Genomic DNA, 26,741 nt, shown 5'->3' with positions numbered 1-26,741 from the left:
AATCACATACGCCCCCGCCCCCGGATCCACCTCCACCGGACCCACCAACGGCGCCGCATCGGGCAGGTCCGTCAGCAGGAGGCGAGCCTCGGCGCGCCGCATGATCTGCTCCCTGCGAGCCTCGGGCTGGTCGAGACCGACGGGGACATAGAGAGCGCCGGCGGCGAGCACGCCCAGAACCGCCGCCACCTGATCGGGCCCCTTCGGCAGGCAGAGGGCGACCGCCTCACCGGGCCGTACGCCACGGCCGCGCAGGTAACCCGCCACGCGCAACGCCCGTTCGGCCAGCTCGCCATACGTGATATCCGGACATATCGCCACACGAGCTGGATCGCGGCGGGCACGCTCGAAGAAGCGCGCGTGCAGCGCGCCCTCCGGCAGCGGCGCCGCGGTGGAGTTGGCGGCCGTCCGGGCTCCGAGCCGCGACGACGGCACGAGCGGCGGTGCGGGTGCGTCCCAGTCGTGCTCCAGGAGCCAGCCGAGCAGGTGGTCGTAGCCGTCCGCCATGCCGTCCAGCACGCCGGGCGGGAAGAGCTCCTCGACGGCGTCCCAGTTGACCAGCAGACCGCCGTCCACCTCGACCACCTGGTGGTCCAGCCAGACCTGCGGCGTCTGCGAGAGCATCCAGCCCAGGCCGCCCAGGCTGCGCTGCACGTCCGAGCCGACCAGGTCGCCCATGCCGAGCGCGCTGGTGAAGACCACCGGCGCGGTCACCCGGTCGTGGCGGCCGCCCCGGCCGAGGTCGCGCAGGACCTCGACGCCGGAGTAGGCCGAGTGCGCCATGTCGCGCTGGAAGCGGGCCTGCAAGGACGCCACCCGTTCGGCGAACGTCTGCGGCCGGGACAGGTCCACCTCCAGCAGGATGAGGTTGGTGAAGTCGGCGACCATGCGCTCCACGTCGGGGTGCAGCACCTGCCGGTCGAAGAGCGGGGCGTTCAGCAGGAACCGTGGCTCGCCGCTCCACGTGCCGACGACCTCGGCCAGCGCGGCCGCCAGCACCATTGGCAGCGTGACGCCGTGCGCGCGGGCCCGCCCGGCCAGCCGCTCCCGTTCCTCGGCGGTGAGCCTGCGTTCGCGGCGGACGACCCGTACCCGGGCCACCTTCTCTGGCTCGACGGCCAGCGGGAGGCGCGGGCCGGGGGGCAGCTCGGGCAGCCGGCCGGCCCAGTAGCGGCGGTCGGCCTCACGGTCGTCCGCGCGCAGCCGATCACGCTCGGCGAGGTAGTCGGGGAACCCGTAGGCCAGCGGAGGCAGGTCCGCGCCCCGATAGAGGCCGGCCAGGTCCTCCAGCAGGATCTGGATGCTGCGGACGTCGGCGACGAGCAGGTCGACGTTGACGTGCAGGCGGTAGGCGCCGTCCGGCAGCAGGGAGAGCGTCAGATCGAGCACCTCGCCGCGCTCGACCTCGAGGCGCCGGTGCGACAGGCGCTCGCGCAGGCCGAGCAGGCGTGCCTCGGTGTCCCGCGCGGTGCGCAGGTCGTGGACGGTCAGGCCGGGCCACGGGTGGCGGGGCAGGATCTGCTGGGTGCCGTCGTCGAGGAAGCGTGCGCGCAGCAGGTCGTGCCGCTCGAACAGCGCGTGGGCGGCGCCCTCCAGGGCGTCGCGGTCGATGTCGTGACCGTCGAACTCGACGTAGAAGTGGCAGCCGACGCCGCCGAGCACCTGGCGGTCGCGGCGGCCGAACCAGTAGGCGTGCTGGAGCGGGGTGAGACCGAACGGCGCGTGGCGGTCGACCGGCTCGGCCTCCGGGGGCGGCGGGGCGGTGCTGCCGCTCGACCGGAGCAGGTCGTGCCAGGCGGCGACCGTGGGAGACTCCACCAGGTCGGCGAACTTGACCTTGATGCCCTGGCGCTGCCAGTCGTTGGCGAGCTGCATGACGCGGATGGAGTCGATGCCCTGGGCGATGAGGTCCTCGTGGGGGTCGACGTCCTCCGGCGGGATGCCGAGGAGTTCGGCTGCGGCGCGTGCGATCTCCTCCAGGCTGAGGACGGGTCGCGAGGCCGCGGCGGGGCGGGCGTTCCGCGCCTCGCGCGGGGCCTGCGCGGCCGGAAGATCGCGGGCGCGGCGGTCCCGGGTGTCGGGCACCGGTGCGCCGGGCGGGATCGTCAGCGTGTCGACGGCGCGCACCGGCAGCAGGTTGCGCCGGTACCGGGTCACCAGCTCGGCCCGGTCGCCGGTCAGCGACCCCGGATCGGTCGTCACCACCGTCTCCACCACCGCGCCGCAGGCGTCCAGGACGGCGGCCCGCACCCGGCGCGCCGGCGGCTCGGCTCCGGGGGCGGCCTCCGCCAGCAGGATCAGGCCTCCGCCCTGGACGGTCTGGATGGCGCGGCAGGGCAGCCCGGTCAGCTCGCTCACCGGCGCTTCCAGATCCTCGGCCGGAAGCACCCTGCCTTGCACGGGCACATGGTGCTGACGCATCGCCGTTTCCGTCATGGCATATAACGCTGGCATGCCTGCCAACGGCCGACAAATCTCGAAATTTCTGACTAAGCCTGCCCACTAGCCATTCTGTGCTTAGGTTCGCCTTACCTTGCTGCCCGACCGGAAACGGCTGTTCAGCGGAGACACGATAAACGTGCCCTTTCGATCCGCGAGGCGAAGTCGGGCCCCCTCTTTCGAGGTGGCCATCCGGGCACTTGCCCGTGCTCCAGGTGCGCATTTAGCTTCCACCGGTAAGTCTGGAAGGGAGGCGACGTGCCGCAGACGCTCACGCAGGACGTCCCCGACGCCGCCGCGGCGCACGCGCTCGGCGAGGAGTACGTCACCGCTCTCGGCAAGATCATCACCAGCCACGTCCGCAACGAAGCGGCAGGCGCGGCGGTGTTCGACGAGCCCTCCATTTCACTCGCGCCCACCCCGCGCGAGAAATGGCTCGCCTGCAGAATGGCCATGGAGGAGTACGGCCATCATCTGAAGTTCAACAAACTCGCGAACGAGCTCGGCCTGGCGGACGCGCATAATCGCGCACCGCTGTCGGTCTTCGACTATCAGGTGGAGTCGTGGACCGGATACGTGATGACCAAGGCGATCGTGGACCTGGCCGAGGTCGTGCTGATGGAAGACCTGTGCGAATGCTCGTACCTGCCGCTGCGCAAGCTGTGCCGGTCGCTGATGCCCGAGGAGCGCTTTCACGTCGGATTCGGCGCCACGACGGCAAAGCAGCTGGCCGCCGATCCGGCCGTCCACGAGCGGTTGCGCTCGTCGGCGCACCATCTCATCGAGATGACGCTGCCCTTCTTCGGGCGTAGCGACTCCAGGAACAACGAGATCTTCCGCAGGTGGGGCATCAAGCGGCTGACCAACGACGAGTCGCGCGCGGAGTTCGTCCGTCGTACCCGGGTGCTGCTCTGCGACGAGCTCGGGCTGGACTTTCCGGAGGTGGAGACGCGATGGCACGGTACTTCGAGCTGAGCGCCCCGCCCCAAGGACTCGCCGCCGACCTCGGTCCAGGCGGCCACCGCGTCGCCGCCCTGCTGCACGCCCTGTCCGCCCGCCCGCCGAGCGGGAGCCACACGCCGGGCGAGGTGGAGGGCATGCCGGTGCGGCAGGTGGAGGACGTGCCCGCCGCACTGCTCGATCGGGTCGATCCCGGCTGGCTGGCATGGCTGGAGAGCCGCCGTTCGGAGGCTCGCGCGCGGCTGGTCGCAGACGGCCGCGAGGACCGGCTGGAGCTGGCCGAGCACGTGGCGATGCTGGTCGCCACCCCGCGCCTCGAACCCGCCGAGCCCGGTGACGGCGACGCGCTGGCGATGTCCGGCGCGATCCTGTGGCTGCTCGGCACCCTGGTCGCCACCTCGCTGGCCGACGACCGTGACGACGCGCTCGCCGACCTGGTCGGCCACGGCTGGTGGCCGGTCGGCCCCGTGGACGGCGCCCTCCTCGTCGCCCCGCTCGGCCTGCCGGGCCGCCCCCGTGGCACGCCGCCCATCTCCCGCGTCCCGCCGGAAGACTCCCGCGATCTGCCGGGGAGGTCCCGTCATGGCTGAGGTCCTGCCCGGCCGCGAACCCGTTCACCTGCCGGCCGCCGCGAAGGACGCCGGAAAGGGCACGCCGACCGGGACCGCCAACTGCGCGATCCACCTGGCCGCGAAAGCCCGTCGCGAGGGCTGGTGGGAGCGGCCCGCCTTCCACACCGCCGAGCGCTCCTGGACCCACGGCGACGTGCACACGCTGGCCGCGTGCGCCACCTCCGTCCTCGTCGACCACGGCGTCCGGCCCGGCGACCGGGTGCTGATCGCGATGCAGGACGGCATCGCGTGGGTGACGGCGTTCCTGGCCGCGGCCCGGCTCGGCGCGGTCGCGATCCCGATCAATCCCGACCTGTCCCCGGACGACCACGCCTTCATGGCCGGTGACTGCCGGGCCGGCCTCGTGGTGACGGAAGAGCGTCTCACCGGCCGCTTCGACGGCCCCGCGGTGCTGACGGGCGAGCGGCTGATCCGGCTGGCCGCGAGCGCCCCCACCGGACCGGCCGCGTGCGTCACCGGCGACACACCGCTGTACGCGCAGTACACCTCCGGCACGACCGGCCTGCCCAAGGCGGCGCTGCACCGCCACGCCGACCTCGCCCGCTACCAGCGGGCGGCGGGCGAAGGCGTGGTGGGCGTGCGCCCCGACGACGTGACGCTGTCGATCTCGAAGCTCTACTTCGCCTACGGCCTGGGCAACGCGCTGGTCTTCCCGCTCTTCTCCGGCTCCTCCGCGGTGCTGGTCCCGCACCGGACGGCTCCGGCGGAGACCGCGGAGATCGTCGCGCGCCACGGCGTGACGCTGCTGTACGGGGTGCCGAGCGCTTACGCCAACCTGCTGGCCGAGTGCCCGCCTGAGCTCTTCTCCTCGGTACGGCTGGCCGTCTCGGCGGGCGAGCCTCTGTCCACCACCTTGGGAGCCAGGGTCGGTGAGCTGCTCTCCGCTCCGGTGCTGGACCAGCTCGGCTCGACCGAGGTCGGCCACGCCTACTGCTCCAACACCGCCTGGCGCGACGAGCCCGGCACCATCGGCCGCCCGCTGCCCGGCTACGAGATCGTGCTGCGCGGCAGGAACGGCGCCCGGGTCACCCTGGGCCAGGGCGAGATCTGGGTGCGCGGCGCCTCGGTCATGACCGAATATCTGGGGCGTCCCGAGCAGACCGCCCGGGCGCTGCGCGACGGCTGGCTGCGCACCGGTGACCTGGCCGAATACGTGGACGGCGGCGCGCTGAAACACTGCGGGCGCGTGGACGACATGGAGATGGTGGGCGGCATCACCGTCTCCCCCATCGAGATCGAGCGGGTGCTGGCCGAGCACCCGGCGGTGGCCGAGGTCGCGGTGGCGGTCATCCCCGACGAGCGCGGCGCGCGCAAACTACGCGCCTTCGTGGTGCCCGCCCAGCCGGACGCGGCGCCCCGGCCGGGCGCGGTGCCCTCTCAGGCGGACGGGGTAGGTGTCATCCGGCCGGAGAACGCCATCGGACTGGAGAGCGAGCTGATCGGCCTGGCCAGGCGCAGGCTGGCTCCGTACAAGGTGCCGCGCAGCGTGCGGTTCTGCCCGCGGCTGCCGCGCACCCCGACAGGCAAGCTGCGCCGCTTCGCGGTGCGCGAGGGAGAGTGGTGAGCGCATGACTGTCCGCGCCGACGAGCGCACGAGCGAGCGCATGGTCTGGAACGAGTCGTCCGGCCTGACCTCCGCCACGTGGTGGCGGCCGGGCGAGCCCTCGGTCGTCGACTCCTGGCTGGTCGCCGAGGGGCGGGTACGCGGGCTGGGACTGCACGAGCGGCGGTTCCTGTGCTCCTGCGCGGAGCTGGTGCCCGAGCTGACCACGATCGACCGGTTCCTGGACGCGGTGCGGCTCTGGCTGCCCGAGCACGGCCTCTGGTTCCCCCGGATCGAGGCGTACGGCGGGGCCGAGCCCCGGCTGGCGCTGTGGCCCAGAGCGTGGCCGGGGCCGTCCGACGAGGACGTGACGCTCTGGATCCCGCCGGAGCCCGACCCGCGCTCGCGGCCCACGGTCAAGGGCCCGGATCTGCGGGTCCTGGCCGGGCTGCGGGATCGGGCCAGGGCGGCGGGCGCGGACGACGCCGTGCTCTACGACGGCGACGGCACCGCGCTGGAGACCGCCCACAGCGCGCTGGTGTGGTGGCGCGGCGGCACGCTGTGCGTGCCCGAGGCCGGGCTGCCCGTGCTGCCGTCGGTGACCAGGATCCATCTGGAACGGCTGGCCGACGACTGGCGCTGCCCGATCAGGCGTGAGCGGGTGAGCCTGGCCGAGCTGACGCGGCTGGAGGCCTGGACCGTCAACGCCCTGCACGGGCTGCGCCCGGTGCGCGCCTGGGTCGACGCCGGCGGCCGCTCGACGCCCGCCAGGCTCGCGGCGCCGGCGCGGACCGCGCAGTGGCGGCAGGCCGTGCGGCACCGCGCCGTCCTGCCCGCCCGCCACCTGCTGGAGTCGCCGTGCGCACCCTGATCGTGGACAACTACGACTCCTACACCTACAACCTCTTCCAGCTCGCCGCCCAGGCGTACGGCGTGGAGCCGGTGGTGCTGACCAACGACGACCCCGGCTGGGCGGATCTGGACCTGAGCCGTTTCGACGCGCTCATCGTCTCCCCCGGCCCCGGCCGCCCGCAGCAGGGCCGCGACGTCGGCTGCGCGCTCGAGCTGATCCGTGACTCCGGGCTGCCCGTGCTGGGCGTCTGCCTGGGCCATCAGGCGCTGGCCTGGCTGTCGGGCGCCGACGTGGTGCCCGCGCCCGCGCCGATCCACGGCTACGTGGAGGAGATCAGGCACTGCGGCCGCGATCTGTTCCGCGACCTGCCCCAGCGTTTCCACGCGGTGCGCTACCACTCGCTCTGCGTGGCCACGCCCGCGCCGGACGACCTGGAGATCACCGCGTGGACCGCCGACTCGGTCGTCATGGGCCTGCGGCACCGCACGATGCCCTGGTGGGGCGTGCAGTTCCACCCGGAGTCGATCTCCACCGAGTACGGGCCCACGCTGATGCGCAACTTCCGCGACCTGGCGGCGGAGCACGCCGGGACCGCCGGGACCGGCGTGGCCGTCCCGGCGTCGCGGCCCGCGGGAGGGTCGCGCTGGTCGCTGGAGGCCGAGCGGGTCTACGGCGCCTCTGACGCCGAGGAGGTCTTCGGCGATCTGTTCGCGGCCGAGCCGTACTCCTTCTGGCTGGACAGCAGCCGGGCCGAGCCGGGGCTGGCCCGCTTCTCCTATCTCGGCGACGCCGGCGGCCCGCACGGCGAGATCCTGTCTTGCCGGCCGGGATCCGACAGCGTGCTGGTGCGCTCCGGCGGCGTCGATTCGGCCGTCTTCTCCTCGGTCTTCGACGTGCTGGACGCCCGTCTGAAGGCACGGGCCATGCCGAGCGATCCGGCGCTGCCGTTCGATCTGAACGGCGGATATGTCGGCTATTTCGGCTACGAGCTCAAGCGTGACTGCGGCGCGTCGGCCGCGCACGTCTCGCCCTTCCCCGACGCGGTGTGGATGTCCGCGACCAGGCTGGTGGCGATCGACCACGAGAGCGGCGAGACCTGGGCGGTGGCGCTGACCGACGGCGGGAATGACAGCCGGGCCGCGGCCCGCGCCTGGGTGGCCGAGGCGGCCGCCGTCTGCCGCAAGCGCGGGCAGGTCGCGCGGCCGGCCACGCGGCCCAACCTGGAGTTCGATCCGGAGCCGTGGCTGGTGCGGCCGCGCGGGCGCTATCTGGCCGACATCGAGGAGTGCCTGCGGCTGCTGCGTGCCGGGGAGAGCTACGAGATCTGCCTGACCGACACCGCGGAGATCCCCTTCGACGGTTCCCCGTACGACCTCTACCTGGCCCAGCGGCGGCTCAATCCCGCCCCTTACGCCGCCTACCTGCGCCTGGGCGAGATGCACGTGCTGTGCTCGTCCCCCGAGCGCTTCCTGAAGGTCGGCAGGGACCGGATCGCCGAATCCAAGCCGATCAAGGGCACCGCACCGCGCGACCCCGAGCCGCGCCACGACGCCGCCCTGCGCGAGGAGCTGGCGACCTCCGACAAGACCAGGGCGGAGAACCTCATGATCGTGGATCTGCTCCGCAACGACCTGGGCCGCATCAGCGACATCGGATCGGTGAGCGTCCCCCGGTTCATGGCCGTGGAGTCGTACGAGACCGTGCACCAGCTCGTCTCGACCGTCCGCGGCCACCTGCACGAGGGCGTCAGCGCCGTGCAGGCGGCGCGGGCGTGCTTCCCGGGTGGCTCGATGACCGGGGCGCCTAAGCTGCGCACGATGGAGATCATCGACCGGCTGGAGGGGCGGGCGCGCGGCGTGTACTCGGGCTCGATCGGCTTCTTCGGCCTGGACGGCACCGCGGATCTCAACATCGTGATCCGCACCGCGGTGGCGCACCGGGGCTGGTTGTCCGTGGGCGCGGGCGGCGCCATCGTGCTGGACTCCGAGCACGAGGCGGAGTTCGAGGAGATGCTGCTCAAGGCCAGGGCGCCGTTGCGAGGGGTGGCGGCCCTGGAGCGCGGGCTCAGCGGCGAGCCCGCCGGGCCGTCCCCGGCTCGGGAACCAGTCCGCGACTGAGCGCCACCGTCGTCGCCAGCGTCCTGTTCGAGCAGTTGAGCTTGGCCAGGATGTTGGCGACGTGCCGTTTGGCGCCGTGTTCGGAGATGCCGAGGCGGCGGGCGATCTGCTTGTTGCTGAGCCCTTCGGCCATCAGGGTCAGCGCCTCCAGCTCGCGGCAGGTCAGCGGGGTGGCGTTCTCGCGCGCACGGGGCTCGGCGGAGGGCTGGGGTTCGTCCGGGCCGGCCGAGCTGACCTGGTCCATCAGCTTGCGGGCCACCGGGCCGGGCATCGGCACCAGCCCGCTGTCCAGGTCGCCCAGCGCGCTCATCAGCGCTTCGTGGGTCAGCGCGTTCTCCAGCAGGTAGCCGTCGGCGGGGATCGGCGCCACCTGGGCCAGCGCCTGGTCGCTGGCCGTCCGTAACAGCAGCAGCACCCGCACTCCGCGATCGGTGGCCACGCGGGCGAGCGTCTCGGGCTGCCGCGGCTCGGTGCCGTTGCTCAGGACCAGCAGCGTGATCCTGCCCGAGTGCAGCAGCTCCATGCTCTGGTCGAAGTCGGGGCTGTCGAGCACGTCGTCGAGCGCCTCCAGCTCGCGCAGCATGGTGCGTAACCCGCACCGGACCAGGTCGCTGCCCAGTGAGACCAGGGCGACCCGGGAACCGTTCTGTCCTGCCTGCCGCTTCGAAGCCATCGTGATGCGCCTTGGGTTGAAGGGGTAGCGGCCCTAGTACCCACCAGGCCCCCTCCTATGCCTCGGACGGCCGAATCCGGCCGATCATCCGCGGGCGCCGAGAGCGGCGGCATCGCCTGCCCAGCCGGGCCTGCCGTCCTCGATGGCGCAGTGGCGGGCGACGAGCTCCAGGTCGCGACCGCCCATGATCACGGCGGGCCACGCGCGCGCTCCTGCATTTTTCGGCGGGGCCGGGTGCGGGACGTATCCGCAGGTCACCGTCCGCGAATTCGCAAGAACACCGTCCAACAACTTAGGTTAGCCTGCCTAATTTTGTCGCTCGGCCACCGCTTCGCCGAGGCGGCCGAGGAGCGCGGGCTGGGGCAGGTGATCGAGCTGTGGCGGTGACGGCGCTGCTGTCGCGCCAGGCTCGGACACTGCTGGAGCAGGGCGGCGGGCTGCTGGAGGAGCTGGCCTACGGCCTGCGCGGCCCGTTCCACGTGCTGTTCCCCGACCGCTTCTCGGCCAACCTGCGCGCCTTTCGCGCGGCCCTCGACGGCGTCGAGGGCCAGATCCACTACGCCAAGAAGGCGGCCTGTTTCGTCGAACGCTGCGCCGAGGAGGGCGCCCGTGCCGGTCAGGCCGGGCGGGCCGTTCGAGAGCTGTGTGGGCGGCGCGAGCTGCCTGGAACCGGACATGCTCACCTGGCGCAGGATCGCCCTGCCCGGCCGGCCGGGGGCAGGGGACCTGCTCGTCTATCCCAACACCGCCGGCTACCAGATGGACTCCAACGAGTCGCGCTTCCACGAGCTGCCGCTGCCGCCCAAGGTCGTCATCACCGTCGGTGGGCGATGGCGGCTCGACCGCGCGCCGAGCTAGCTGTACTCGGCCAAGATCTTGGTGACACGCGGTCGCAGGTAGTTGATCATCAAGAAGACCTCCGGGCGTGGTGGAGTTGCCGACTTCACCACTGCACGGAGGTCTTGATGGGTCACGCTAACGCCCGGCTGACGTTTCATGGCAGATGCCTGCTGGTCCGTCGTGTCGTGTTCGACGGTCGCCCGGTGGCGCATGCCGCCGCCGAGCTGGAGCGGTGCGATCCGTACGGTGCGGACGGCGCTGTCCATGTCCCGACGCCGGGGCCGCCGGCCGGCGAGTTCCCCTCCGGCATCACCGGGCGGGGGCTCTGATCAGTGGCCTTCGGTGTTGATCAGCCGCCGAAGGCCGCGGCGTGCTCCCGCACCCACTGCGCGAACGTCCGCGCCGGCCTGCCGGTGACCTCCTCCACCGTCGGCAGCACGGTGTAGCCGGCCGCCGGCGGGTCGGTGCGCATGGTCAGGAAGAACTCGACGTCCGCGTCCGAGTAGCCCGCCCGCCGCCATTCCTCGACGATCTCGTCCCGGCTCAGCTCGACATAACGCACCTCACGGCCGAGGACCTCCGCGATGGTGCGCACCTTCTCCGGAGGGGTGAGCGCCTCGGGCCCGGTCAGCCAGTACTCCCGACCCGCGTGCCGGTCACCGGTCAGCGCGGCGGCGGCCACCGCGGCGATGTCCGCCTCGTGGATCATGGCGCTCTTGGCGTCGGGGAACGCCTCGCGCACGACGCCCTCGGCCCTGACCGACTCGGCCCACTCCAGCGCGTTGGACATGAACTCCACCGGCGCCAGATGGGTCCATTCCAGGCCGCCGACCTCGACGGCCTCCTCCAGCGGGCTCTTGGCCACATCCCCCTTGAGCACCGTCACCTTGCGCACGCCGGACTTCACCGCCAGCGCCACGATGTCGGGGCCGTTGCGGAGCGGGGCGAAGTCCGCGGCGTCGAAGCTGATCAGGTGCGCGGCGCTGACGCCGGCGAAGGCCGCGGACAGGCTGGCGGCGTCGGCCAGGTTGCCCGCGACCGCCTCCGCGCCCGCGGGCAGGTCCGCCCGCGCGGGGTCGCGGGTGAGGGCGCGGACCCGGTGCCCGGCGGCCAGCAACTGTTCGACGAGGGGGCGTCCGACGTTGCCGGTGGCGCCCGCCACAAGAATGGTCATGATGATCTCCTTCCGTTTGACTTAGACGCTAGGAGGGACCGCGGTCAGCTCCTGTCCGCGAGCGGCGGCAGAATCGAACCCATGTTGGAGACCTCCGCGCGGCTGCTCCGCCTGCTGGCGTTGCTGCAGGCCCATCGCTACTGGTCCGGCACGGACCTGGCCGACCGGCTGGGGGTGAGCCCGCGGACCGTACGGCGTGACGTCGACAAGCTGCGCGGTCTCGGCTACCCCATCGACGCGACCGGCGGCGTCGGCGGCGGCTACCAGTTGGGCGCCGGGGCTTCGCTGCCTCCGTTGCTGCTCGACGACGAGGAGGCGGTCGCCGTGGCCGTCGGGCTGCGCACCGCGGCGGGCGGCGCGATCACCGGCATCGCCGAGACGTCCGTGCGGGCGCTGGCCAAGCTGGACCAGGTGCTGCCCGCACGGCTGCGCTATCAGGTGGGCACGCTCAGCTCGGCCCTGGTGATCATGCCGGCCGCCGGCCCCACCGTCGACCCGTCGGTGCTGACCGCGATCGCCTCGGCCGTGCGCGACCGCGAGCGGCTGCGCTTCGACTACGTCTCCGACGACGGCACGGCGAGCGCGCGGGACGTGGAGCCGTACCGGCTGGTGAGCGGCGGCCGGCGGTGGTACCTGTTCGCGTGGGACATGGGCAGGTCGGACTGGCGGACGTTCCGGGCGGACCGCCTGGGCCTGCGTGTGCCGCGCGGTCCCCGCTTCGAGGGGCGGGCGCTGCCCGACGAGGACGTGGCCCGCTATCTGGCCGCGAGCATGACCGCAGGCCGCTACCGCTATCAGGCGGTGCTGACCATGCACGGCCCGGCCGACGAGGTCGCCGGCGAGGTGCCGCCCACGCTCGGCGTCGTCGAGCCCGTCGACGAGCGCACCTGCACGCTGCGCATCGGCTCCGACAGCCTGGACCATCTCGCGGTGTGGGTGGCGGCGTTCGGCTTCGACTTCGACGTCCGCGAGCCGCCCGAGCTGGTCGAGCACCTGCGCACGCTGACCGCCCGCCTGCAGCGTGCGGCCTGGCCCGCACCGTGAGACGGCCCGTCTCCCTCCAGAGGCGTCAGGCTCGGCGCCGGGCGCGGTAGGCGCTGGCCTTGGCGCGGTTCTGGCACGACAGGCCGCAGAACCTGCGGGACGCGTTGCGGGTGACGTCGAAGAAGACCAGGTCACACCCGTCCGCCTCGCACGAGCGGAGCCGCACCCCCTGGCCGACGCCGATCACCATGGCCAGAGCGGTGGCCGCGCTCGCGGCCCACCCGTCGACCAGGTCGGCGTCCTCGCGGTGGAAGGCCAGCACCGGAGGGTCCCCGAACAGGTGCGGGACCGCGCCGTGCCGGATCAGCGTCGCGTTCACGAGGGCGGCGGCCGCCGGGTCCCGGCCGAAGACCGGCCGAAGCTCCGCCGCCACCTCCGCCAGCCGATCGGCGTCCTCGCCGGTCAGCTCACGGCCCGGCCGCAGCGGAGAGGCCGGGGTGCCGTCGACGGCTCTGAGGGCGGCCGCGCGGGCCGGGCCGTCGGTGGGGGGCGTGATGCGGCGGCCCCGCGCCCGGTCCACGGCCAGTTCGTTCACCAGGATGACCGCCAGCTCGGCCCAACGGCCAACATAACTGTCTATTTGGGATTGACCAGTGATGCGCCATGCCTCTATCGTCACTGTCATAGCTTATCTAGACAGTGAGGATTTTTCGCCATGTCTGCCATTTCCCGGCTTGCACGCAGCATGTGGCACCAGATGGAGCCCATCCACGCGGTGCTGTACTTCTCGCCCGAGGCCTTCGAGGAGGCGGCCGCGCTCGGCTATGACGTGGAGTCGCGCTGGCCCAGCTACTTCGCCTACCGCACCGCCCCGCTGGGCACGGCGGGCACCAGGCTGGCCACCGCCGCCTACTACAGCTTCAGCCCGAGCATGATCGCCGAGCACTTCGCCACCATCTGGGACACCGCGACCCCGCGGCAGGTTCTGGCAGCCAGGCTGACGGCGGTGGACCGCACCTACCGCGCCCTGCTCGGCGACCGGGTGGCGGGCCCGGAGGTGACGGAGGCTGCCGAGCTGGCCAGGCGGGCCGCCGAGAGCGTGACCGTGGCCGCCCGGCCGTTCGCCGCCGCCAACCTGGACCTGCCCTGGCCCGAGGAGCCGCACCTGGCGCTCTGGCACGCCGCCACGGTGCTGCGCGAGCACCGCGGCGACGGCCACCTGGCCGCGCTGCTGACGGCGGACCTCGACCCCTGCGAGTCACTCGTCTCCTTCGCCGCGATCGGCGCGGCCCCCGTGGCGAACTTCGCCGGGCGCGGCTGGAGTGAGCAGGAGTGGGCCGCCGCCCAGGAGCGGCTGATCGCCCGCGGCCTCGTCGACGCCTCGGGACAGGCCACCGAGCGGGGCCGGGCTCTGCGCGACCAGGTGGAGCGGATGACCGACGAGCTGGCGGCCGAGCCCTGGCGGGCCCTGGGCGAGGAGCGCGCCCAGCGGCTGGTCCAGCTCGCCGGCCCGTTCCTGGGCGCCGTCTTCGGGGCGGGCCTGCTGCCGATGACCAGCACCCTCGGCATCGCGACCGTGAAGGTCCCCGACTGAGCCGTCAGAAGCCGGGGGCGGACTGCCAGAGGCTGATGACGGTGCCCTGGTCGTCGGTGCAGGTGCAGCCACGCCCCGACTTGCTCTCCAGCATCTCCCCCGTCGAGCCGCCGAGCTTGCGCACCTGCTCGGCGGCCGCGTCGACGTCGTCGACGGAGTAGTAGAGCTCGGGCTGCGACGACGGGCCGCCCGAGGTGAATCCCATCGGCACCGCCGTGTTGGTGACATGCAGGTAGGTCTCGTGCTCCCGCTTGAACTCCCAGCCGAACAGCGCGCCGTAGAAGGCGGCCGCCCGGTCGAGGTCGCCGACGGACAGGGTGTAGTAACCGAGCTGGACGGCCATATCCGTACCTCCGCAATATTTGGCGCTATCGTTAAGTATTAACAGCATAACGGAAGTGGTCAAAGATTAACAGCAACGTTAACGATCTGGACGCGACACTCGCCGCGCTGGCCGATCCCACCCGGCGCAGGGTGGTCGACCTGCTGCGCGACGGGCCCAGGCCCGCCGGAGAGCTGGCCCAGGCCGTGCAGATGAGCGCGCCCGCCCTGAGCAGGCACCTGCGCGTGCTGCGCGCGACCGGCCTGGTGCGGGCCGAGGCCGGCGGCGACGACGCCCGGCTGCGCCTCTACACCCTGCGGCAGGAGCCGTTCACGGCGTTGCAGGCGTGGCTGGACCAGGTGCAGGCGTTCTGGGCCGAACAGCTCGGCTCGTTCAAGGACCATGTCGAGGGCACCCAGGGACGTGATCCGCGGTGAACGCGGTCCAGGCCAGCATCACCGTTCCGGTCGACCCCGGCACCGCCTTCCGCGTCTTCACCGACGAGATCGACCGCTGGTACGTGCGCGGCCCGCACAGCTGGGTCGACCCGGACCGCGCGGTGGCGATCCGGTTCGAGGACGGCTTCCTGCGCGAGGTGTGGTCCGACGGCGGCCACGTGGACACCGGCAGGATCCTCGCCTGGGAGCCGCCGCGCCGCCTCGTCTGGGCCGACCTGCTCAACCCGACCGGCCGGATGGAGATCGAGGTGGCGTTCGCCGCCGTCGACGGTGGCACCCAGGTCCTGCTGGAGCACCGGGGGCTGGACACGCTGCCTCCGGCCGTGGCGGGCCGGATCCGGCGCGGCTACTCCTGGAAGATCGCGCTGCGCTGGTTCGCCGAGCAGTGGGGTTAGCGCTTGCCGTACTTCTTGTGCACGGCCTGCTTGGTCACCCCGATCGCGTGCGCTATCTGCGCCCACGGCAGGCCCGCCACCCTGGCCCGCCGCACGTGGACGGCCTCCATGCGCTCGATCTCGTGGCGCAGCGCCGTGGTGGCCTCCAGCGCGCGCAGCGGATCGTCGTCCTGCGCCTGCCGCATCAGCGTCGCCAGATCGCTCGTCATGCTCTAAAGGTAGTCCAGCAGCAGCTTCGTGACCTCCTGCGGCCGCTCCAGCGCGGGCAGGTGGCCGGCCCAGTCCAGCTCGACCAGCTCGGCCCGCGGCAGCTCGGCGGCCACGTGCCGGGCGCTCTGCCGGAAGTACGGCAGGTCGTACGGGCCGGTGACGACCAGCGCGGGCACCTGGATCTCGGCGAGCGTGTGGCCGGGGGCGAACTGTGACGGCTCGGGGTCGGCGGCGAGCTGCACGGTGAACGCGTGGTGCTGCATGGCGGTCACCCGCCGTCTGGTGGCGTCGTCCGCCGCGGGGCCGAGCCAGGTGCGGGCGTTCAGCTCGGCCGCGGCCTGGACGTCGCCCGCCTCCAGCAGCCGGTCCTCCTCTTCGCCGAAGGCCTTCACGTCGGACGTCTTGGGCAGGTCGGAGCCGGGATTCATCAGCACCAGGCGGCTCGCGAGGTGCGCCAGCTCCAGGGCGACGCGGCAGCCGTAGGAGGAGGCGACCAGCGTGGCGCTGGTCACGCCCAGCTCGGCGAGGACCTCGGCGACGTCGCCCGAGTCGCTGTAGGGCCGCTCCGCCGCGTAGGGGGTGTGGCCGAAGCCGCGGTAGTCCACCCTGATCACGTGGAAGCGCTCGGCCAGCGGCTCCCACTGCGCGTCCCACATGCCCGCGTCGGCCGCGCTCGAAGGCAGCAGCACCACCGCCTCGCCCGAACCCGCCTGCTCAAACCAGATCGTCATGCCGGGCATGGTGTCAGACGACGCCGGGTTTCATCTATACATTTTCCCCAGCTCAGCGACCGCCTCCGCCATGAGGACGCGCAGTTCCGGCGGTCCGAGGACCTCCACGCTCGCCCCGAGGCGCAGCAGCAGCCAGCGGGCGTAGGTGATCGACTCGACGGGCACGGTCAGGGTCCGCCAACCCTCCGCGTCGGGCTCGGCGGCCTCGGCCAGCGCCGCCGCCACCACGTCGGCGCCCAGCGTGTAGGCGAGCAGCTCCTCGATGCCGGGGGCCACCTTGATCTCCGCCTTCGCGGTGTACATCCGCTCGCGGAACTCCACCGCGTACGCCCGCCAGAACTCCCCCAGGTCGAACCCGTCCGGCCGGTCGAAGCGGCCGGGCAGCGTGCGCACGCTGAGGACGCGCGCCACCCGATAGGTGCGCGGGGCGCCGCCGGGCGGGGCGGCGACCATGTACCAGGAGCCGCCCTTGAGCACCAGCCCGTAGGCGTGGACCAGCCGCTCGACCTCCTGCTGACCCCAGCGCCTGTAGGTCATCCGCAGCGGCCGCTGCTCCCACACGGCCTCCGACACCTCGCCCAGGTGCGGCACGTCGTCGGCGCTGCGATACCACCCGGGCACGTCCAGCAGGAACCGCTCGCGCATCCGCGAGGCGTGCGAGCGCGGCTCCGGCGGCAGCGCGGCCAGCAGCTTCAGCTCGGCGTTGGCCGCCACCTCGGCCAGCCCCAGCTCGGCGGCGGGTCCGGGCAACCCGGCCAGGAACAGCGACGACGCCTCCTCCACCGTCAGGCCGTTCAGCCGGGTGCGGTAGCCGTCGAGTAACTGGTAGCCGCCCGCCGGCCCGCGGTCGGAGTAGACCGGCACTCCCGCCGACGACAGCGCCTCCACGTCGCGGTAGACCGTCCGCACCGACACCTCGAGCTCCTCGGCCAGCTCGGTCGCGGTCATGCGGCCGCGCGTCTGCAGAAGCAGCAGGAGGGAGAGCAGGCGGCTGGCACGCATGAGGCAATTGTATTGCGCACATTGACCATGTTTGAATGAACATATGGACCGTTTACATCGCATCATGAACACCCTGCGCGCCAACGACAGCGTCTCCGTCGCCGACCTGGCCGAGGAGCACGGCGTGTCCGAGATGACGATCAGGCGCGACCTCGACGAGCTCGCCCAGCAGGGGGTGGTCCGCAGGATCCGGGGCGGCGCGCTGTCGCTGCTGCTGCGTGGCGAGGAGCCGCCGTTCGGCATCCGCGAGCGGGAGGCCGTCGAGGCCAAGCAGCGGATCGGCGCCGAGGCGGCCGCGCTGATCGCCGACGGGGAGGCGGTCGTCCTCGACGGCGGCACGACCGCCCTGGAGGTGGCGCGGAGCCTGCTGACCCGCCGCCTGACCGTGCTGCCGCTGGCGCTGCAGGCGGTGTCGCTGCTGGCGTCCGCGCCGCGCGTGCGGCTCGTGCTGCCGGGAGGCGAGGTACGCCCCGGCGAGCTGAACTTCATGGGCCCGCTCACCGAGACCTCGATCAGGGCGCTGCGCTTCGACACGGCCGTCATCGGCTGCTGCGGGCTGTCGTCGGAGCACGGCCTGACCGCGCACGACCTGCCCGAGGTGGCGGTCAAGCAGGCGGCCATCGCCGCCGCCCGCCGGGTGATCGTGGTCTGCGACTCGGGCAAGTTCTCGCGGACGGCGTTCGGCGCCGTGTGCCCCATCTCGCGGCTGGACGTGGTGGTGACCGACGACGCCGTCCCGCGGGACCAGCACGACGCCCTGCTCGCCGCCGGGGTCACCGTACGCCTGGTCAAGGAGCCGGCGTGACCCGCGCCCGCGTCGCCGTCTACCTGCTCTTCCTGCTCGCCGGGGCGGCCGTCGGCACCTGGACGGCCCGGATCCCGGCCATCAAGGAGAACCTCGGGCTCGGCGACGGGCAGCTCAGCCTTGCCCTGCTGGCCATCGCCGCCGGGGCCGTCGCCGGCATGCAGGCGGTCGGTCCCCTCGTGGACCGCTACGGCAGCAGCAGTGTCATGCTGCCCGCCGCCCTGCTGCACGCGGTGGTGCTCGTACCGATCGCGTACGCCCCGAACCTGCTCACGCTGGCGCTGGCGCTGTTCGGCTTCGGCATCGTGCACGGGGTGCTGGACGTGTCCATGAACGCCAACGCCGTGGAGGTGGAGCGGGCGTGGGGACGGCCGATGATGTCGTCGTTCCACGCCGTCTTCAGCATCGGCGGGTTCGCGGGCGCCACGGTCGGAGGCGTGTTCGCGCACCTGGAACTGTCGCCCGCCGCCACGTTCTGGTCGGTCGGTGTGATGATCGCCGGGCTCGCCGCGTGGGCGGCGCGGTGGGCGCTGCGCTCACCGCCGGCGCACGCGGCCAGGGCAGGCGGGCGGGCCGGGCATCCGAGGGGCATCGTGTTCCTCGGCGTGCTCGCCTTCTGCTGCCTGGTGGGCGAGGGCGCGGCGGCCGACTGGAGCTCGGTCTACCTGCGCGAGGACCTGGCCGCCTCCGCCGGGTTCGCCGCCGCCGGCTATGCCGCGTTCTCCGTCATGATGACCGCGGGCCGCCTGGCCGGGGACCGGCTGGCGGCGCGGTTCGGCCCGGTGCGGCTGGTGCGGGGCTGCGGCCTGCTGGCCGCCTGCGGGCTCGGGGTGTCCCTGCTCGTCGGGCATCCGGTGGCGGCGGTGGTCGGGTTCGGCTGCTTCGGCGCCGGGCTGTCATGCATCGTCCCCCAGGTGTTCTCCGCCGCCGGCCACCGCGACCCGGCGTTCGCCGGCCGGGCGCTGGCCAGGGCGGCGAGCATCGGCTACCTGGGCTTCCTGTCGGGCCCGGTGCTCATCGGCGCCGCCGCCGAGCTCACCGGCCTGCCCCGAGCGCTGGCCCTGCCCGCGCTGCTGGCCGCCTTCGTGGCCTTGGCCGCCACCGCCCTGCGCACGCGCGCACCGGCCTGAGCGCTCAGCCGAACTGCTGCCAGCCGAGCCTGATCACCATCACCACCACCACGCACAGCAGGATGATCCGGACGAACCCCGCACCTCGTCTGATGGCCATCCTGGCGCCGAGCTGGGCGCCCGCGACGTTGCACGCGGCCATGCCCAGCCCCAGCCCCCACAGCACGTGCCCCTGCCAGCCGAACACGAACAGGGCCCCCAGATTCGTGCCCGTATTGATGATCTTCGCCGAGGCGGACGCGGACACGAAGTCGAGCCCGAGGATCGTGGTGAACGCGATGATCAGGAACGTCCCCGTACCCGGCCCCATGATGCCGTCGTAGAACGCGATGCCCACGCCGGCGACGGCCACCGCGACAGCGACCCTGGCGTTGGTGCGCAGGTGCGGATGCCCCACGGCGCCGAGCGCGGGCCGCAGCGTCACGAAGGCGGCCACTCCCAGCAGGATCACCATCACCGCGGGCCGCAGCACCTCTGCCGAGATCGCCGCCGCGGCCGACGCCCCGAGGCCGGCGCTCAGCACCGCCAGCGCCGCCCCGGGCAGCGCCACCTGCCGGTCGAACTTGGTGGTCAGCGCGTACGTGACGGCCGCCGAGGCGGTCCCGAAGACGGAGGAGAACTTGTTGGTCGCCATGGCCTGCACGGGCGGGATCCCGGCCACCATCAGCGCGGGCAGTTGCAGCAGCCCGCCGCCGCCCACGACGGCGTCCACCCATCCGGCCCCCGCCGCCGCCACCAGCAACATGAGCACCTGTTCCAGCGGCACGCGGCTCCCCAGATTCCCCCGACAAACGGAAGAAGCGTATAACTCCTCCTCGTTTGTACGGTTACCGCCCCTACGACCGTCGCGCGTTCAGCGCCTCGATGCCGTCGAGCAGGAGGTCGAGGCCGAACACGAAGTCGCTGTCCTCCGTCCAGCCCTCGACCCCCTCGAAGACACCTGAGCGCACCGCCCCCGACAGCGCGGGATAGGCCTCCGGCTCGAGCAGCTCGGCGAGCACCCGCCCGTACCCGGCCGCGCCGCCGACCCCGTCCTCGGCGTCCGCCGGCCGCATCCCGAGCACGAGGGAGGCGTCGGCCAGCGCGTAGCCGGTGAGCGCGGTCGCGGCCCTGATCTTCTCCCCCTCGTCGAGCGCGGTGTCGGCGAGGGCGGCCAGCACGCGGTCCAGCCACAGCATGCGCCTCGGCCCCATCGGCGGGGTGAGGCGGTCGACGGACAGCATCCACGGGCGGCCGAGCAGGAAGTCGCGGTTGGCCCGCGTCCAGACGGCCAGGTAGTCGCGCCAGGCCAGGTCTCCCCGCTCAGGCGGCGGCGGCACGGCGCCGTCGGCCATCATGACGAGCAACTCGTCCTTGCTGCCGACGTACCGGTACAGGGCCATGGTCGCCACGCCCACCTGGGCGGCGACGCTGCCCATGGAGAGCCCGGCCAGCCCTTCCACGTCGGCGATCTCGATGGCGGCGGCGACGATCCGCGCCAGGTCCAGCCGCGGTCGCGGCCCCCTGCGCGTCACCGGCTCGCGCCCCCACATGCGCGCCACCACGGTCGGCAGCGCCAGCTCCTCCGCCATCGGACTCCCTTCCCATAACTGTGTACGTGATATAGCGTAATAACTATGTATGCGATACACAGTACGGCGCACGCAGAAGATGGGATCGCGATCCACGCCCGCGACCTGCACAAATCCTTCGGCGACACCCATGTGCTCACCGGCGTGGAGCTGACCGTCCCGGCGGGCTCCCTCCAGGCCCTGCTGGGGCCGAACGGGTCCGGCAAGACCACGACGGTCCGGATCCTGACCACCCTGCTCGCGCCCGACCGCGGCACCGCCACGGTCGGCGGCCACGACGTCACGCGCGAGGGAGCCGCGGTGCGCCGTGACATCGGCCTGACCGCCCAGCAGGCGACCGTGGACGGCCTGCTCACCGGCAGGGAGAACCTGGAGCTGTTCGCCGGCCTCTATCACCTGGGCAGGCGCGAGGCCCGCCGCCGGGCGGCCGGCCTGCTCGACCGCTTCGACCTCGGCGCCGCCGCCGACCGCCGGGTCGCCACCTACTCCGGCGGCATGCGCCGCCGCCTCGACCTCGCGGCCAGCATGGTGGCCGCGCCGCGCATCCTCTTCCTCGACGAGCCCACCACCGGCCTCGACCCGCGCAGCCGGGCGGAGCTGTGGTCGGTGATCCGCGAGTTGCTCGCCTCCGGCACGACCATCCTGCTGACCACCCAGTATCTGGAGGAGGCGGACCAGCTCGCCGACCGCATCGCGGTGATCGACGCCGGCCGCGTCGTCGCCGACGACACCCCGGCCGCGCTCAAGCGCCAGGTGGGCTCCGAACGCCTGGCCCTGCGCCTCGCCCGCGCCGACGACCTCCCCCGCGCCGCCGCCGCCCTGTCGACGGGCGACGCCGGCCCCCACCTCGACCCGGACGCGCGCGAGATCGTCCTCGCGGTCCAGGACCCCGACCACCTGCGCCGCGCACTCGACCTCCTGCACCGGGCGGGCATCCCGGTCGAGCGGACGGAGCTGCGCACCCCCACCCTCGACGACGTCTTCTTCGAACTCACGGCGGTGACCGCATGACCACCACCAGCACCACCCCGGCGCCCACCCGCGCGGTCCGCCCCCCGTCCGCCGCGACGGCCCTCGCCGACCTGGGTCGCCTCATCACCCGCGCGCTCCGCCACGAGGCCCGCACGCTCGACGCCCTCCTGGTGAACATCGCCCTGCCGGTCCTCATCATGATCGTGTTCGTGTACGTCTTCGGCGGCGCGATCACCACCGGCTCCAGCGGCCTGGACTACATCGACTTCGTCGTCCCCACCGTCCTGCTCATGGCCGGCGGTTACGGCGCCGCGCTGTCCGCGGTGAACATCTCCGAGGAGCTGACCGGAGGCATGATCGACCGCTTCCGCACCCTGCCCATCAGCGGCTGGACCGTCCCGGCCAGCCACGTCGTCGCCTCACTGGTCCGCAACGTGGCGGCCACCGCCATCGCCCTGGCCGTGGCCGTCGCGCTGGGCTTCCGCCCGGACGCCACCATCGCCGAATGGGCCCTCGTGCTCGCGCTCGTCTCCGGCTACATCCTGGCGGTGTCCTCGATCGCGATGGTGTGGGGGCTGCTCGTCACCTCTTCCCAGGCGGCCGGCGCGTTCAGCTTCGCCGTCATCTTCTTCCCCTACCTCTCGGACGGCGTCGTCCCGGCGGAGACCATGCCGCCCCTCCTGCGCGGCTTCGCCGAGTACCAGCCGACCACCCCCATCGTGGAGACGCTCCGCGCCCTCCTGCTCGACCAGCCCATGGGCGACGCCGGTCGGCTGTCCGCCGTCTGGCTCGCCGCGGCCGTCGTGATCAGCCTGCCGCTCGCGGCACTGCTCTTCCGCCGCCGCACCTCCACCTGACCGCCCGCGACCGTGCGGGCCTTTCGCCGGCGCGGTGGACCACGGCACGACCCGCTCCGACCCCGACCTGGCCGCCCATATCACCGTCGCCCGCCGGCGGGGTGTCACCCTGCTCGGCCCGCCGGCCGCCGCCGTCTTCGCGCCGGTGCCGCACACCGACTATCTGGCGGCGATCCTGGACGACCTCGCCCAGGTGCTGGACGGCGGCCTCCAGGAGTCCCCCTGCTACGGCGTCCTCAACGCGTGCCGGGTGCTGATGGTGCGCGGCGGCGGCCCGGGGACGGTGCCGAGCACGGCATGGCACTGCACGCCTTCGCCACCCACGTCCGGCTCCAGGTAGGCCGCCGCCCGCGCTGAGCGGCGGGGCCCACGCGGCGGGGTCAGCGGGTGGTCGTCAGGGTGCGCTTTCTCGAGGCGTAGATGTCGTCGATCAGGTTGTAGGAGCGGGCCTGTTCCGCCGTGAAGATGCGGTCACGCTCGATGTCCTTCCTGATCTCCAGCGGCGTCCGGCCGGTGTGCCGGGCGAGGATCTCCTCCTGCTGGTCACGCATCCGCAGGATCTCCCTGGCGTGGATCTCCATGTCGCTGGACTGACCGCGGCCGCCTTCCGTGGCCGGCTGGTGGACGAGGACCCGGGCGTGCGGCAGTGCCGCGCGCTTGCCGGGGGTGCCCGCGGCCAGCAGGACCGCCGCCGCCGAGGCCGCCTCGCCGATGCAGACCGTGTGGATCTCCGGCCGGACGAACTGCATCGTGTCGTAGATGGCCGTCATCGCGGTGAACGATCCGCCGGGCGAGTTGATGTACATGTTGATGTCCTGGTCGGGTTCGATCGACTCCAAGGTGAGGAGCTGCGCCATCACGTCGTTGGCTGAAGTGTCGTCGATGGGGGTGCCGATGAAGATGACCCGGTCCTCGAAGAGCTTGTTGTACGGGTTCATCTCCTTGATGCCGTAGGAGGTGCGCTCGGTGAAGGAGGGCAGCACGTAGCGTCCGCTCATGTCAGTTCATCCCTTCGGCGATGTGGTCGACGAAGCCGTAGTCGAGGGCCTCCTGGGCGGTGAACCAGCGGTCCCGGTCGGAGTCGGCCTGGATGCGCTCCAGCGGCTGGCCGGTGTGCCGGGCGATGATCTCGGCCATCCGGCGCTTAGTGAAGAGGAGGTTCTCCGCCTGGATCTGGATGTCGGTGGCCGAGCCGCCGATGCCGCCGAGCGGCTGGTGCATGACGACCCGGGCGTTGGGCAGGGCGTAGCGCTTGCCCGGGGCGCCGGCGCAGAGCAGGAACTGGCCCATGGAGGCGGCGAAGCCCATCGCGACCGTCGCCACGTCGCACGGAATGAACTGCATCATGTCGTACAGCGCCATGCCGGCGTGCACGGAACCGCCCGGTGAATTGATGTACAGAGTTATGTCCCGCTTGGGATCCTCGGCCGCCAGCAAAAGGAGCTCGCCGCACAGCCGGTTGCAAATGTCGTCGTCGACTTCCTGGCCGAGGACGAGGATGCGCTGCTGCAGCAGTCGCTGGCTGAGCTGGTCAGGCCACTGCGTGCGCTGAGTCTCCGTCATGGGCGTCGCCTTTCTGTCGAACCTATTTCCCCGACGACGCTAGTCGCGACCGTCGCGAATTAAGGAATCTTTTCGCTCGGGGCGCATTTCTCTGAAGGCGCATTCCTCCGTGAGCGAATAAAGGTCGACATACAATCGCGGGTGTGAGATTGAACCGGTCGCTGGCCCGGCGGTGGGCGTGCCTGATCCTGGGCGGGGCCATGCTGATGCCGTACATGATGACGGGCGTGCTGATCTCGGGGGTGGCGCAGGGCGAGTCGGCCAACCTGCTGCTGCCCGTGCAGATCGGTGTCTTCGGCGCGATGCTGCCCGTCATCGCCCTCACCGGGCTGTTCCTGCCGGTGCGCTCCCTAGAGGTGAACGCCGCGCAGGGGCTTCTGGGCGCCCGCGTCGAGACCGCGCCGGCCGGCCCGGGGCACACCCGCCGGTCCTGGCAGGAGCGGCGGCGCACGGCCGCCTGGTTCACGCTGCACCTGGCGATCGGCGGCATCGTCAGCGGATTCACGCTGGCGGTCGTGCCGTTCACCGTGTTCGGCCTGGCCCTGCCGTTCACCGGCGCCCCGACGGAGATGCTGGGCATCACGGTGGAGCCCGGGTGGCCCGCGATCGGCTGGGCGATGTCGGGGCTGGCGGCGCTCGCCCTGCTGGTCGCGGTGGCGGCCGGGGCCGGGGAGCTGCTGGCCAGGCTCGCCCCCAGGCTGCTCGGCCCCACGCCGGCCGAACGGCTCGCCGCCGCCGAGGAGCACGCCCGCACCCTGGCCGAGCGCAACCGGCTGGCGCGGGAGCTGCACGACTCGGTCGGCCACGCGCTCAGCGTCGTCACCCTGCAGGCCGCCGCCGCGGGCAGGGTCCTCGACCACGACCCGGCCACGGCCAGATCGGCCCTGGCGGCGATCGAGCAGTCCGCCCGCGCCGCCCTGGAGGAGCTCGACCACGTGCTGGGCGTACTGCGTGAAGGCGAGGGGCGGGGCGGCACACCCGGCGACGCGAGAAGCCGGGACGGCGCCGCGATCGCGGGAGACGGCAGGACGCCGCAGGCGACGCTCGGCGATCTCGACGCGCTGGTGGCCGCCTCGGGCGCCGAGGTGCGGCGCGAGGTGGGCGACCTGTCCGGCATCCCCGCCATGGTGTCGCGGGAGGCCTACCGCATCGTCCAGGAGGCCCTCACCAACGCGATCAAACACGGCCGGGGGCCGGTGGACCTGGCGGCCGGCGTCCGAGATGACGTGCTGGACCTCCAGGTCACCAACCGGACCGGCGCCCGCGACGGCGGGCACGGGGCGGGCGGGGGCGGCAGAGGGGTGGCCGGGATGGCCGAACGCGTCCGGCTGCTGCACGGCGAGCTGGACGCCGGACCTGTCGAGGGCGGCTGGCAGGTGTCGGTGCGGCTCCCGCTACGGTCGTCCTCATGACAATCAGGGTCGTGATCGCCGACGACGAGGCCCTCATCCGCACCGGCCTGCGCGTCATCATCGACTCCGAGCCAGGCCTGAGCGTGGTCGGCGAGGCCGCCGACGGCGCGGCGGTGCTGCCCGTGGTACGCCGCGAGCGGCCCGACGTGGTGCTGATGGACGTGCGGATGCCGGCGGTCGACGGCATCCAGGCCACCCACCGGCTCGTGGCGCTGGAGGAGGCGCCGAAGGTGCTGGTGGTGACCACCTTCGAGAACGACGACCACGTCTACGACGCGCTCCGGGCGGGCGCCAGCGGCTTCCTCCTCAAGCGGGCCCGGCCGGACGAGCTGGTGCGGGCGATCAAGCTGGTGGCATCCGGGGAGTCGCTCCTGTTCCCCGCCGCCATCCGCGCCCTCGCCGGTCGACGGCCCGTCGCCGCGGTGCCGGGCATCGGCCGGCTGACCGGCCGCGAGGGTGACGTGCTGCGCCTGATGGCCAGAGGACTGTCCAACAGCGAGATCGCCGCCGAGCTGACGGTCAGCCCGGAGACCGTCAAGACGCACGTCGGCAACGTGCTCACCAAGCTGGACGCCCGCGACCGCACCCAGGCGGTCATCGCCGCCTACGAGTCGGGCTTCGTCTCACCTCGCTGACCGTCCCGCCGAAAGGCGAGCTATCTCGGCACGAGCTGGGCGGCCGGGATCCCCGTGGACCGGGCCACCGTCATGCCGGTGGCCGCCAGATGCGCGTCCACCAGGCGCAACCCCACCGCGTAGCCCGCCATGTCCGCGATCCCCCTCGGCTCCTGCCCGAGCCGCCGCATGACGCTGTCGCCCAGCACGTAGGCGGGCGTGTGCCACATGCCCTCCAGGTCGAAGTCGGCCATGATCCGCTCGTGGGCCAGGTCGAACTCCTTGCCGGTCACCATGGCCGACCACGGTCCCATGGCCTCGGGCCCGGACAGCTCCCGGACGAACGCCTCCGCCAGCCCCTCCCCCACCACGTGCTCGCCGACCGTCACGGTCGCCGGGTCCCACTCGACGTTGGTGTAGCGCACGTTGTGGTGGAACTCGTGGACGGCGCAGTGCGCGATCCTGCCGATGACGTCCTCGTCGGGCCAGGCGAGCACATACAGCCAGCCGGGCGCCCCGCCCATGCCGTAGTAGCCGCCGGTGACCTTCATCAGGTGCTCGTCGTCCGGATTCCCCATCACGAACATCACCTGCAGCGACTCGGCCTGCTCCAGGTGGCCGAGCGCCGCGGAGGCGCGGGTCAGCTCCCGCTCGACCTGGCCGAGCACGTCGGCGGCGGCCAGCCGCTCGAGGGCGTCGAGGTAACGCGGGTCGTCGGCGTCGACGCGGAAACCGCCGCCCTGGTGGTGGATGCCGACGATGTCTCCCGGCATCGGGATGGCGGAGCGGATCGGCGCGAGCAGCTCCCGCAGCCCGTCGGGCCGCCGCTCCAGCGGCTGCCGCAGCAGCTCGGCCATGGCCGTGACGGTGTCGTGAACGATGAATCTCAT

The 26,741-nt window shown here is 72.5% G+C and carries 31 protein-coding genes and 1 pseudogene; 18 read left to right on the top strand and 14 right to left on the bottom strand.

The window, feature by feature from the left end:
• Positions 1-2,400, bottom strand: a 2,400-nt coding sequence (locus V5E28_RS42250) for a condensation domain-containing protein (RefSeq protein WP_336215597.1), incomplete at its 3' end; no start/stop codon positions are given.
• A 297-nt stretch (positions 2,401-2,697) separates the two neighbouring features.
• Between V5E28_RS42250 and V5E28_RS42245 the strand changes: the two genes are divergently transcribed.
• From V5E28_RS42245 to pabB, 5 genes are read left to right on the top strand one after another with little or no spacing between them, the layout of a single operon-like run.
• Positions 2,698-3,414 carry a Phenylacetic acid catabolic protein gene (locus tag V5E28_RS42245; RefSeq protein ID WP_336215595.1) on the top strand — a complete coding sequence of 239 codons (717 nt, stop codon included), beginning with the start codon at positions 2,698-2,700 and terminating at the stop codon, positions 3,412-3,414.
• Complete coding sequence (locus tag V5E28_RS42240; protein ID WP_336215594.1) at positions 3,393-3,989, top strand: hypothetical protein; 597 nt, start codon at positions 3,393-3,395, stop codon at positions 3,987-3,989. The genes V5E28_RS42245 and V5E28_RS42240 overlap by 22 nt, the downstream gene beginning before the upstream one ends.
• A complete protein-coding gene (locus tag V5E28_RS42235) occupies positions 3,982-5,595 on the top strand; it encodes an AMP-binding protein (protein WP_336215592.1) in 1,614 nt (537 codons plus the stop codon). Before V5E28_RS42240 ends, V5E28_RS42235 begins: the two co-directional genes overlap by 8 nt.
• Before the next feature lie 4 nt (positions 5,596-5,599).
• Entirely contained in the window at positions 5,600-6,445 is an 846-nt protein-coding gene (locus V5E28_RS42230) for an aminotransferase class IV (protein ID WP_336215590.1), read from the top strand.
• The gene (gene pabB, locus V5E28_RS42225) at positions 6,433-8,544 is read left to right on the top strand and encodes an aminodeoxychorismate synthase component I (RefSeq protein ID WP_336215589.1); all 2,112 of its coding nucleotides are present in this window, start codon (positions 6,433-6,435) and stop codon (positions 8,542-8,544) included. The genes V5E28_RS42230 and pabB overlap by 13 nt, the downstream gene beginning before the upstream one ends.
• Here pabB and V5E28_RS42220 read toward each other — a convergent pair.
• Together V5E28_RS42220 and V5E28_RS42215 are read right to left on the bottom strand one after the other, a co-directional pair.
• On the bottom strand, positions 8,492-9,217 hold the full coding sequence (locus V5E28_RS42220; RefSeq protein ID WP_336215587.1) for a response regulator transcription factor: 726 nt from the start codon (positions 9,215-9,217) through the stop codon (positions 8,492-8,494). The two genes, pabB and V5E28_RS42220, sit on opposite strands and share 53 nt — an antisense overlap.
• Before the next feature lie 84 nt (positions 9,218-9,301).
• Positions 9,302-9,505 (bottom strand): hypothetical protein, encoded by a 204-nt coding sequence (locus V5E28_RS42215; protein WP_336215586.1) that lies wholly within the window; start codon positions 9,503-9,505, stop codon positions 9,302-9,304.
• 321 nt (positions 9,506-9,826) lie between these two features.
• Here V5E28_RS42215 and V5E28_RS42210 point away from each other — a divergent pair, with 321 nt between their 5' ends.
• Together V5E28_RS42210 and V5E28_RS42205 are read left to right on the top strand one after the other, a co-directional pair.
• Positions 9,827-10,075: a hypothetical protein gene (locus tag V5E28_RS42210; RefSeq protein WP_336215585.1), complete on the top strand. Its 249-nt coding sequence runs from the start codon at positions 9,827-9,829 to the stop codon at positions 10,073-10,075.
• Between the two features lie 107 nt (positions 10,076-10,182).
• A pseudogene (locus V5E28_RS42205) lies at positions 10,183-10,284 on the top strand (IS481 family transposase); the annotation flags it as partial.
• A 122-nt stretch (positions 10,285-10,406) separates the two neighbouring features.
• On the opposite strand, the gene V5E28_RS42200 reads toward V5E28_RS42205, so the two are convergent.
• The gene (locus V5E28_RS42200) at positions 10,407-11,231 is read right to left on the bottom strand and encodes an NmrA family NAD(P)-binding protein (protein ID WP_336215584.1); all 825 of its coding nucleotides are present in this window, start codon (positions 11,229-11,231) and stop codon (positions 10,407-10,409) included.
• An 81-nt stretch (positions 11,232-11,312) separates the two neighbouring features.
• Here V5E28_RS42200 and V5E28_RS42195 point away from each other — a divergent pair, with 81 nt between their 5' ends.
• The gene (locus V5E28_RS42195; protein ID WP_336215582.1) at positions 11,313-12,275 is read left to right on the top strand and encodes a helix-turn-helix transcriptional regulator; all 963 of its coding nucleotides are present in this window, start codon (positions 11,313-11,315) and stop codon (positions 12,273-12,275) included.
• Positions 12,276-12,300: 25 nt separating this feature from the next.
• Here V5E28_RS42195 and V5E28_RS42190 read toward each other — a convergent pair whose 3' ends face one another.
• Positions 12,301-12,810: a CGNR zinc finger domain-containing protein gene (locus tag V5E28_RS42190; RefSeq protein WP_336215581.1), complete on the bottom strand. Its 510-nt coding sequence runs from the start codon at positions 12,808-12,810 to the stop codon at positions 12,301-12,303.
• 120 nt (positions 12,811-12,930) lie between these two features.
• Between V5E28_RS42190 and V5E28_RS42185 the strand changes: the two genes are divergently transcribed.
• A complete protein-coding gene (locus V5E28_RS42185; protein ID WP_442945955.1) occupies positions 12,931-13,809 on the top strand; it encodes an SCO6745 family protein in 879 nt (292 codons plus the stop codon).
• A gap of 4 nt (positions 13,810-13,813) precedes the next feature.
• On the opposite strand, the gene V5E28_RS42180 is transcribed toward V5E28_RS42185, so the two are convergent.
• Positions 13,814-14,152 carry a VOC family protein gene (locus V5E28_RS42180; protein ID WP_336215578.1) on the bottom strand — a complete coding sequence of 113 codons (339 nt, stop codon included), beginning with the start codon at positions 14,150-14,152 and terminating at the stop codon, positions 13,814-13,816.
• Between the two features lie 65 nt (positions 14,153-14,217).
• Here V5E28_RS42180 and V5E28_RS42175 point away from each other — a divergent pair, with 65 nt between their 5' ends.
• Positions 14,218-14,568, top strand: a complete 351-nt coding sequence (locus V5E28_RS42175) for an ArsR/SmtB family transcription factor (protein ID WP_336215602.1) — start codon at positions 14,218-14,220, stop codon at positions 14,566-14,568.
• Complete coding sequence (locus tag V5E28_RS42170) at positions 14,565-14,984, top strand: SRPBCC domain-containing protein (RefSeq protein ID WP_336215577.1); 420 nt, start codon at positions 14,565-14,567, stop codon at positions 14,982-14,984. Before V5E28_RS42175 ends, V5E28_RS42170 begins: the two co-directional genes overlap by 4 nt.
• Here V5E28_RS42170 and V5E28_RS42165 read toward each other — a convergent pair.
• The 3 genes from V5E28_RS42165 to V5E28_RS42155 are packed head-to-tail and all read right to left on the bottom strand — an operon-like array spanning position 14,981 to position 16,927.
• Entirely contained in the window at positions 14,981-15,193 is a 213-nt protein-coding gene (locus V5E28_RS42165; protein ID WP_336215575.1) for a hypothetical protein, read from the bottom strand. The genes V5E28_RS42170 and V5E28_RS42165 overlap by 4 nt on opposite strands.
• 3 nt (positions 15,194-15,196) lie before the next feature.
• Positions 15,197-15,925 carry an alpha/beta fold hydrolase gene (locus V5E28_RS42160; RefSeq protein WP_336215574.1) on the bottom strand — a complete coding sequence of 243 codons (729 nt, stop codon included), beginning with the start codon at positions 15,923-15,925 and terminating at the stop codon, positions 15,197-15,199.
• Positions 15,926-15,955: 30 nt separating this feature from the next.
• Entirely contained in the window at positions 15,956-16,927 is a 972-nt protein-coding gene (locus V5E28_RS42155) for a helix-turn-helix transcriptional regulator (RefSeq protein ID WP_336215572.1), read from the bottom strand.
• A gap of 43 nt (positions 16,928-16,970) precedes the next feature.
• Here V5E28_RS42155 and V5E28_RS42150 point away from each other — a divergent pair, with 43 nt between their 5' ends.
• Together V5E28_RS42150 and V5E28_RS42145 are read left to right on the top strand one after the other, a co-directional pair.
• Positions 16,971-17,732, top strand: a complete 762-nt coding sequence (locus tag V5E28_RS42150; protein WP_336215570.1) for a DeoR/GlpR family DNA-binding transcription regulator — start codon at positions 16,971-16,973, stop codon at positions 17,730-17,732.
• Positions 17,729-18,862 carry an MFS transporter gene (locus V5E28_RS42145; RefSeq protein ID WP_336215569.1) on the top strand — a complete coding sequence of 378 codons (1,134 nt, stop codon included), beginning with the start codon at positions 17,729-17,731 and terminating at the stop codon, positions 18,860-18,862. The genes V5E28_RS42150 and V5E28_RS42145 overlap by 4 nt, the downstream gene beginning before the upstream one ends.
• Positions 18,863-18,866: 4 nt before the next feature.
• Here V5E28_RS42145 and V5E28_RS42140 read toward each other — a convergent pair whose 3' ends face one another.
• Entirely contained in the window at positions 18,867-19,628 is a 762-nt protein-coding gene (locus V5E28_RS42140) for a TSUP family transporter (protein WP_336215568.1), read from the bottom strand.
• Positions 19,629-19,698: 70 nt separating this feature from the next.
• Entirely contained in the window at positions 19,699-20,433 is a 735-nt protein-coding gene (locus tag V5E28_RS42135; protein ID WP_336215567.1) for a TetR/AcrR family transcriptional regulator, read from the bottom strand.
• A gap of 45 nt (positions 20,434-20,478) precedes the next feature.
• On the opposite strand from V5E28_RS42135, the gene V5E28_RS42130 reads away from it, so the two are divergent.
• The 3 genes from V5E28_RS42130 to V5E28_RS42120 are packed head-to-tail and all read left to right on the top strand — an operon-like array spanning position 20,479 to position 22,602.
• Positions 20,479-21,444 (top strand): ATP-binding cassette domain-containing protein, encoded by a 966-nt coding sequence (locus V5E28_RS42130; protein ID WP_336215566.1) that lies wholly within the window; start codon positions 20,479-20,481, stop codon positions 21,442-21,444.
• The gene (locus tag V5E28_RS42125; protein ID WP_336215564.1) at positions 21,441-22,262 is read left to right on the top strand and encodes an ABC transporter permease; all 822 of its coding nucleotides are present in this window, start codon (positions 21,441-21,443) and stop codon (positions 22,260-22,262) included. The genes V5E28_RS42130 and V5E28_RS42125 overlap by 4 nt, the downstream gene beginning before the upstream one ends.
• 34 nt (positions 22,263-22,296) lie before the next feature.
• Complete coding sequence (locus tag V5E28_RS42120) at positions 22,297-22,602, top strand: aminoglycoside adenylyltransferase domain-containing protein (RefSeq protein WP_336215563.1); 306 nt, start codon at positions 22,297-22,299, stop codon at positions 22,600-22,602.
• Between the two features lie 40 nt (positions 22,603-22,642).
• On the opposite strand, the gene V5E28_RS42115 is transcribed toward V5E28_RS42120, so the two are convergent.
• Positions 22,643-23,260, bottom strand: a complete 618-nt coding sequence (locus V5E28_RS42115; protein ID WP_336215561.1) for an ATP-dependent Clp protease proteolytic subunit — start codon at positions 23,258-23,260, stop codon at positions 22,643-22,645.
• 1 nt (position 23,261) lies between these two features.
• Positions 23,262-23,825: a ClpP family protease gene (locus V5E28_RS42110; protein WP_336215560.1), complete on the bottom strand. Its 564-nt coding sequence runs from the start codon at positions 23,823-23,825 to the stop codon at positions 23,262-23,264.
• A gap of 143 nt (positions 23,826-23,968) precedes the next feature.
• Here V5E28_RS42110 and V5E28_RS42105 point away from each other — a divergent pair, with 143 nt between their 5' ends.
• Entirely contained in the window at positions 23,969-25,237 is a 1,269-nt protein-coding gene (locus tag V5E28_RS42105; protein WP_336215558.1) for a sensor histidine kinase, read from the top strand.
• Positions 25,234-25,872 (top strand): response regulator transcription factor, encoded by a 639-nt coding sequence (locus V5E28_RS42100; protein ID WP_336215557.1) that lies wholly within the window; start codon positions 25,234-25,236, stop codon positions 25,870-25,872. Before V5E28_RS42105 ends, V5E28_RS42100 begins: the two co-directional genes overlap by 4 nt.
• Positions 25,873-25,892: 20 nt before the next feature.
• Here the strand turns inward: V5E28_RS42100 and V5E28_RS42095 are convergent, their stop codons facing one another.
• Entirely contained in the window at positions 25,893-26,741 is an 849-nt protein-coding gene (locus tag V5E28_RS42095; RefSeq protein ID WP_336215556.1) for a DUF2268 domain-containing protein, read from the bottom strand.

Source organism: Nonomuraea sp. LPB2021202275-12-8 (genome assembly GCF_037044575.1).
Classification (GTDB): domain Bacteria; phylum Actinomycetota; class Actinomycetes; order Streptosporangiales; family Streptosporangiaceae; genus Nonomuraea.
This window is presented reverse-complemented; position numbering and strand designations above follow the sequence as displayed.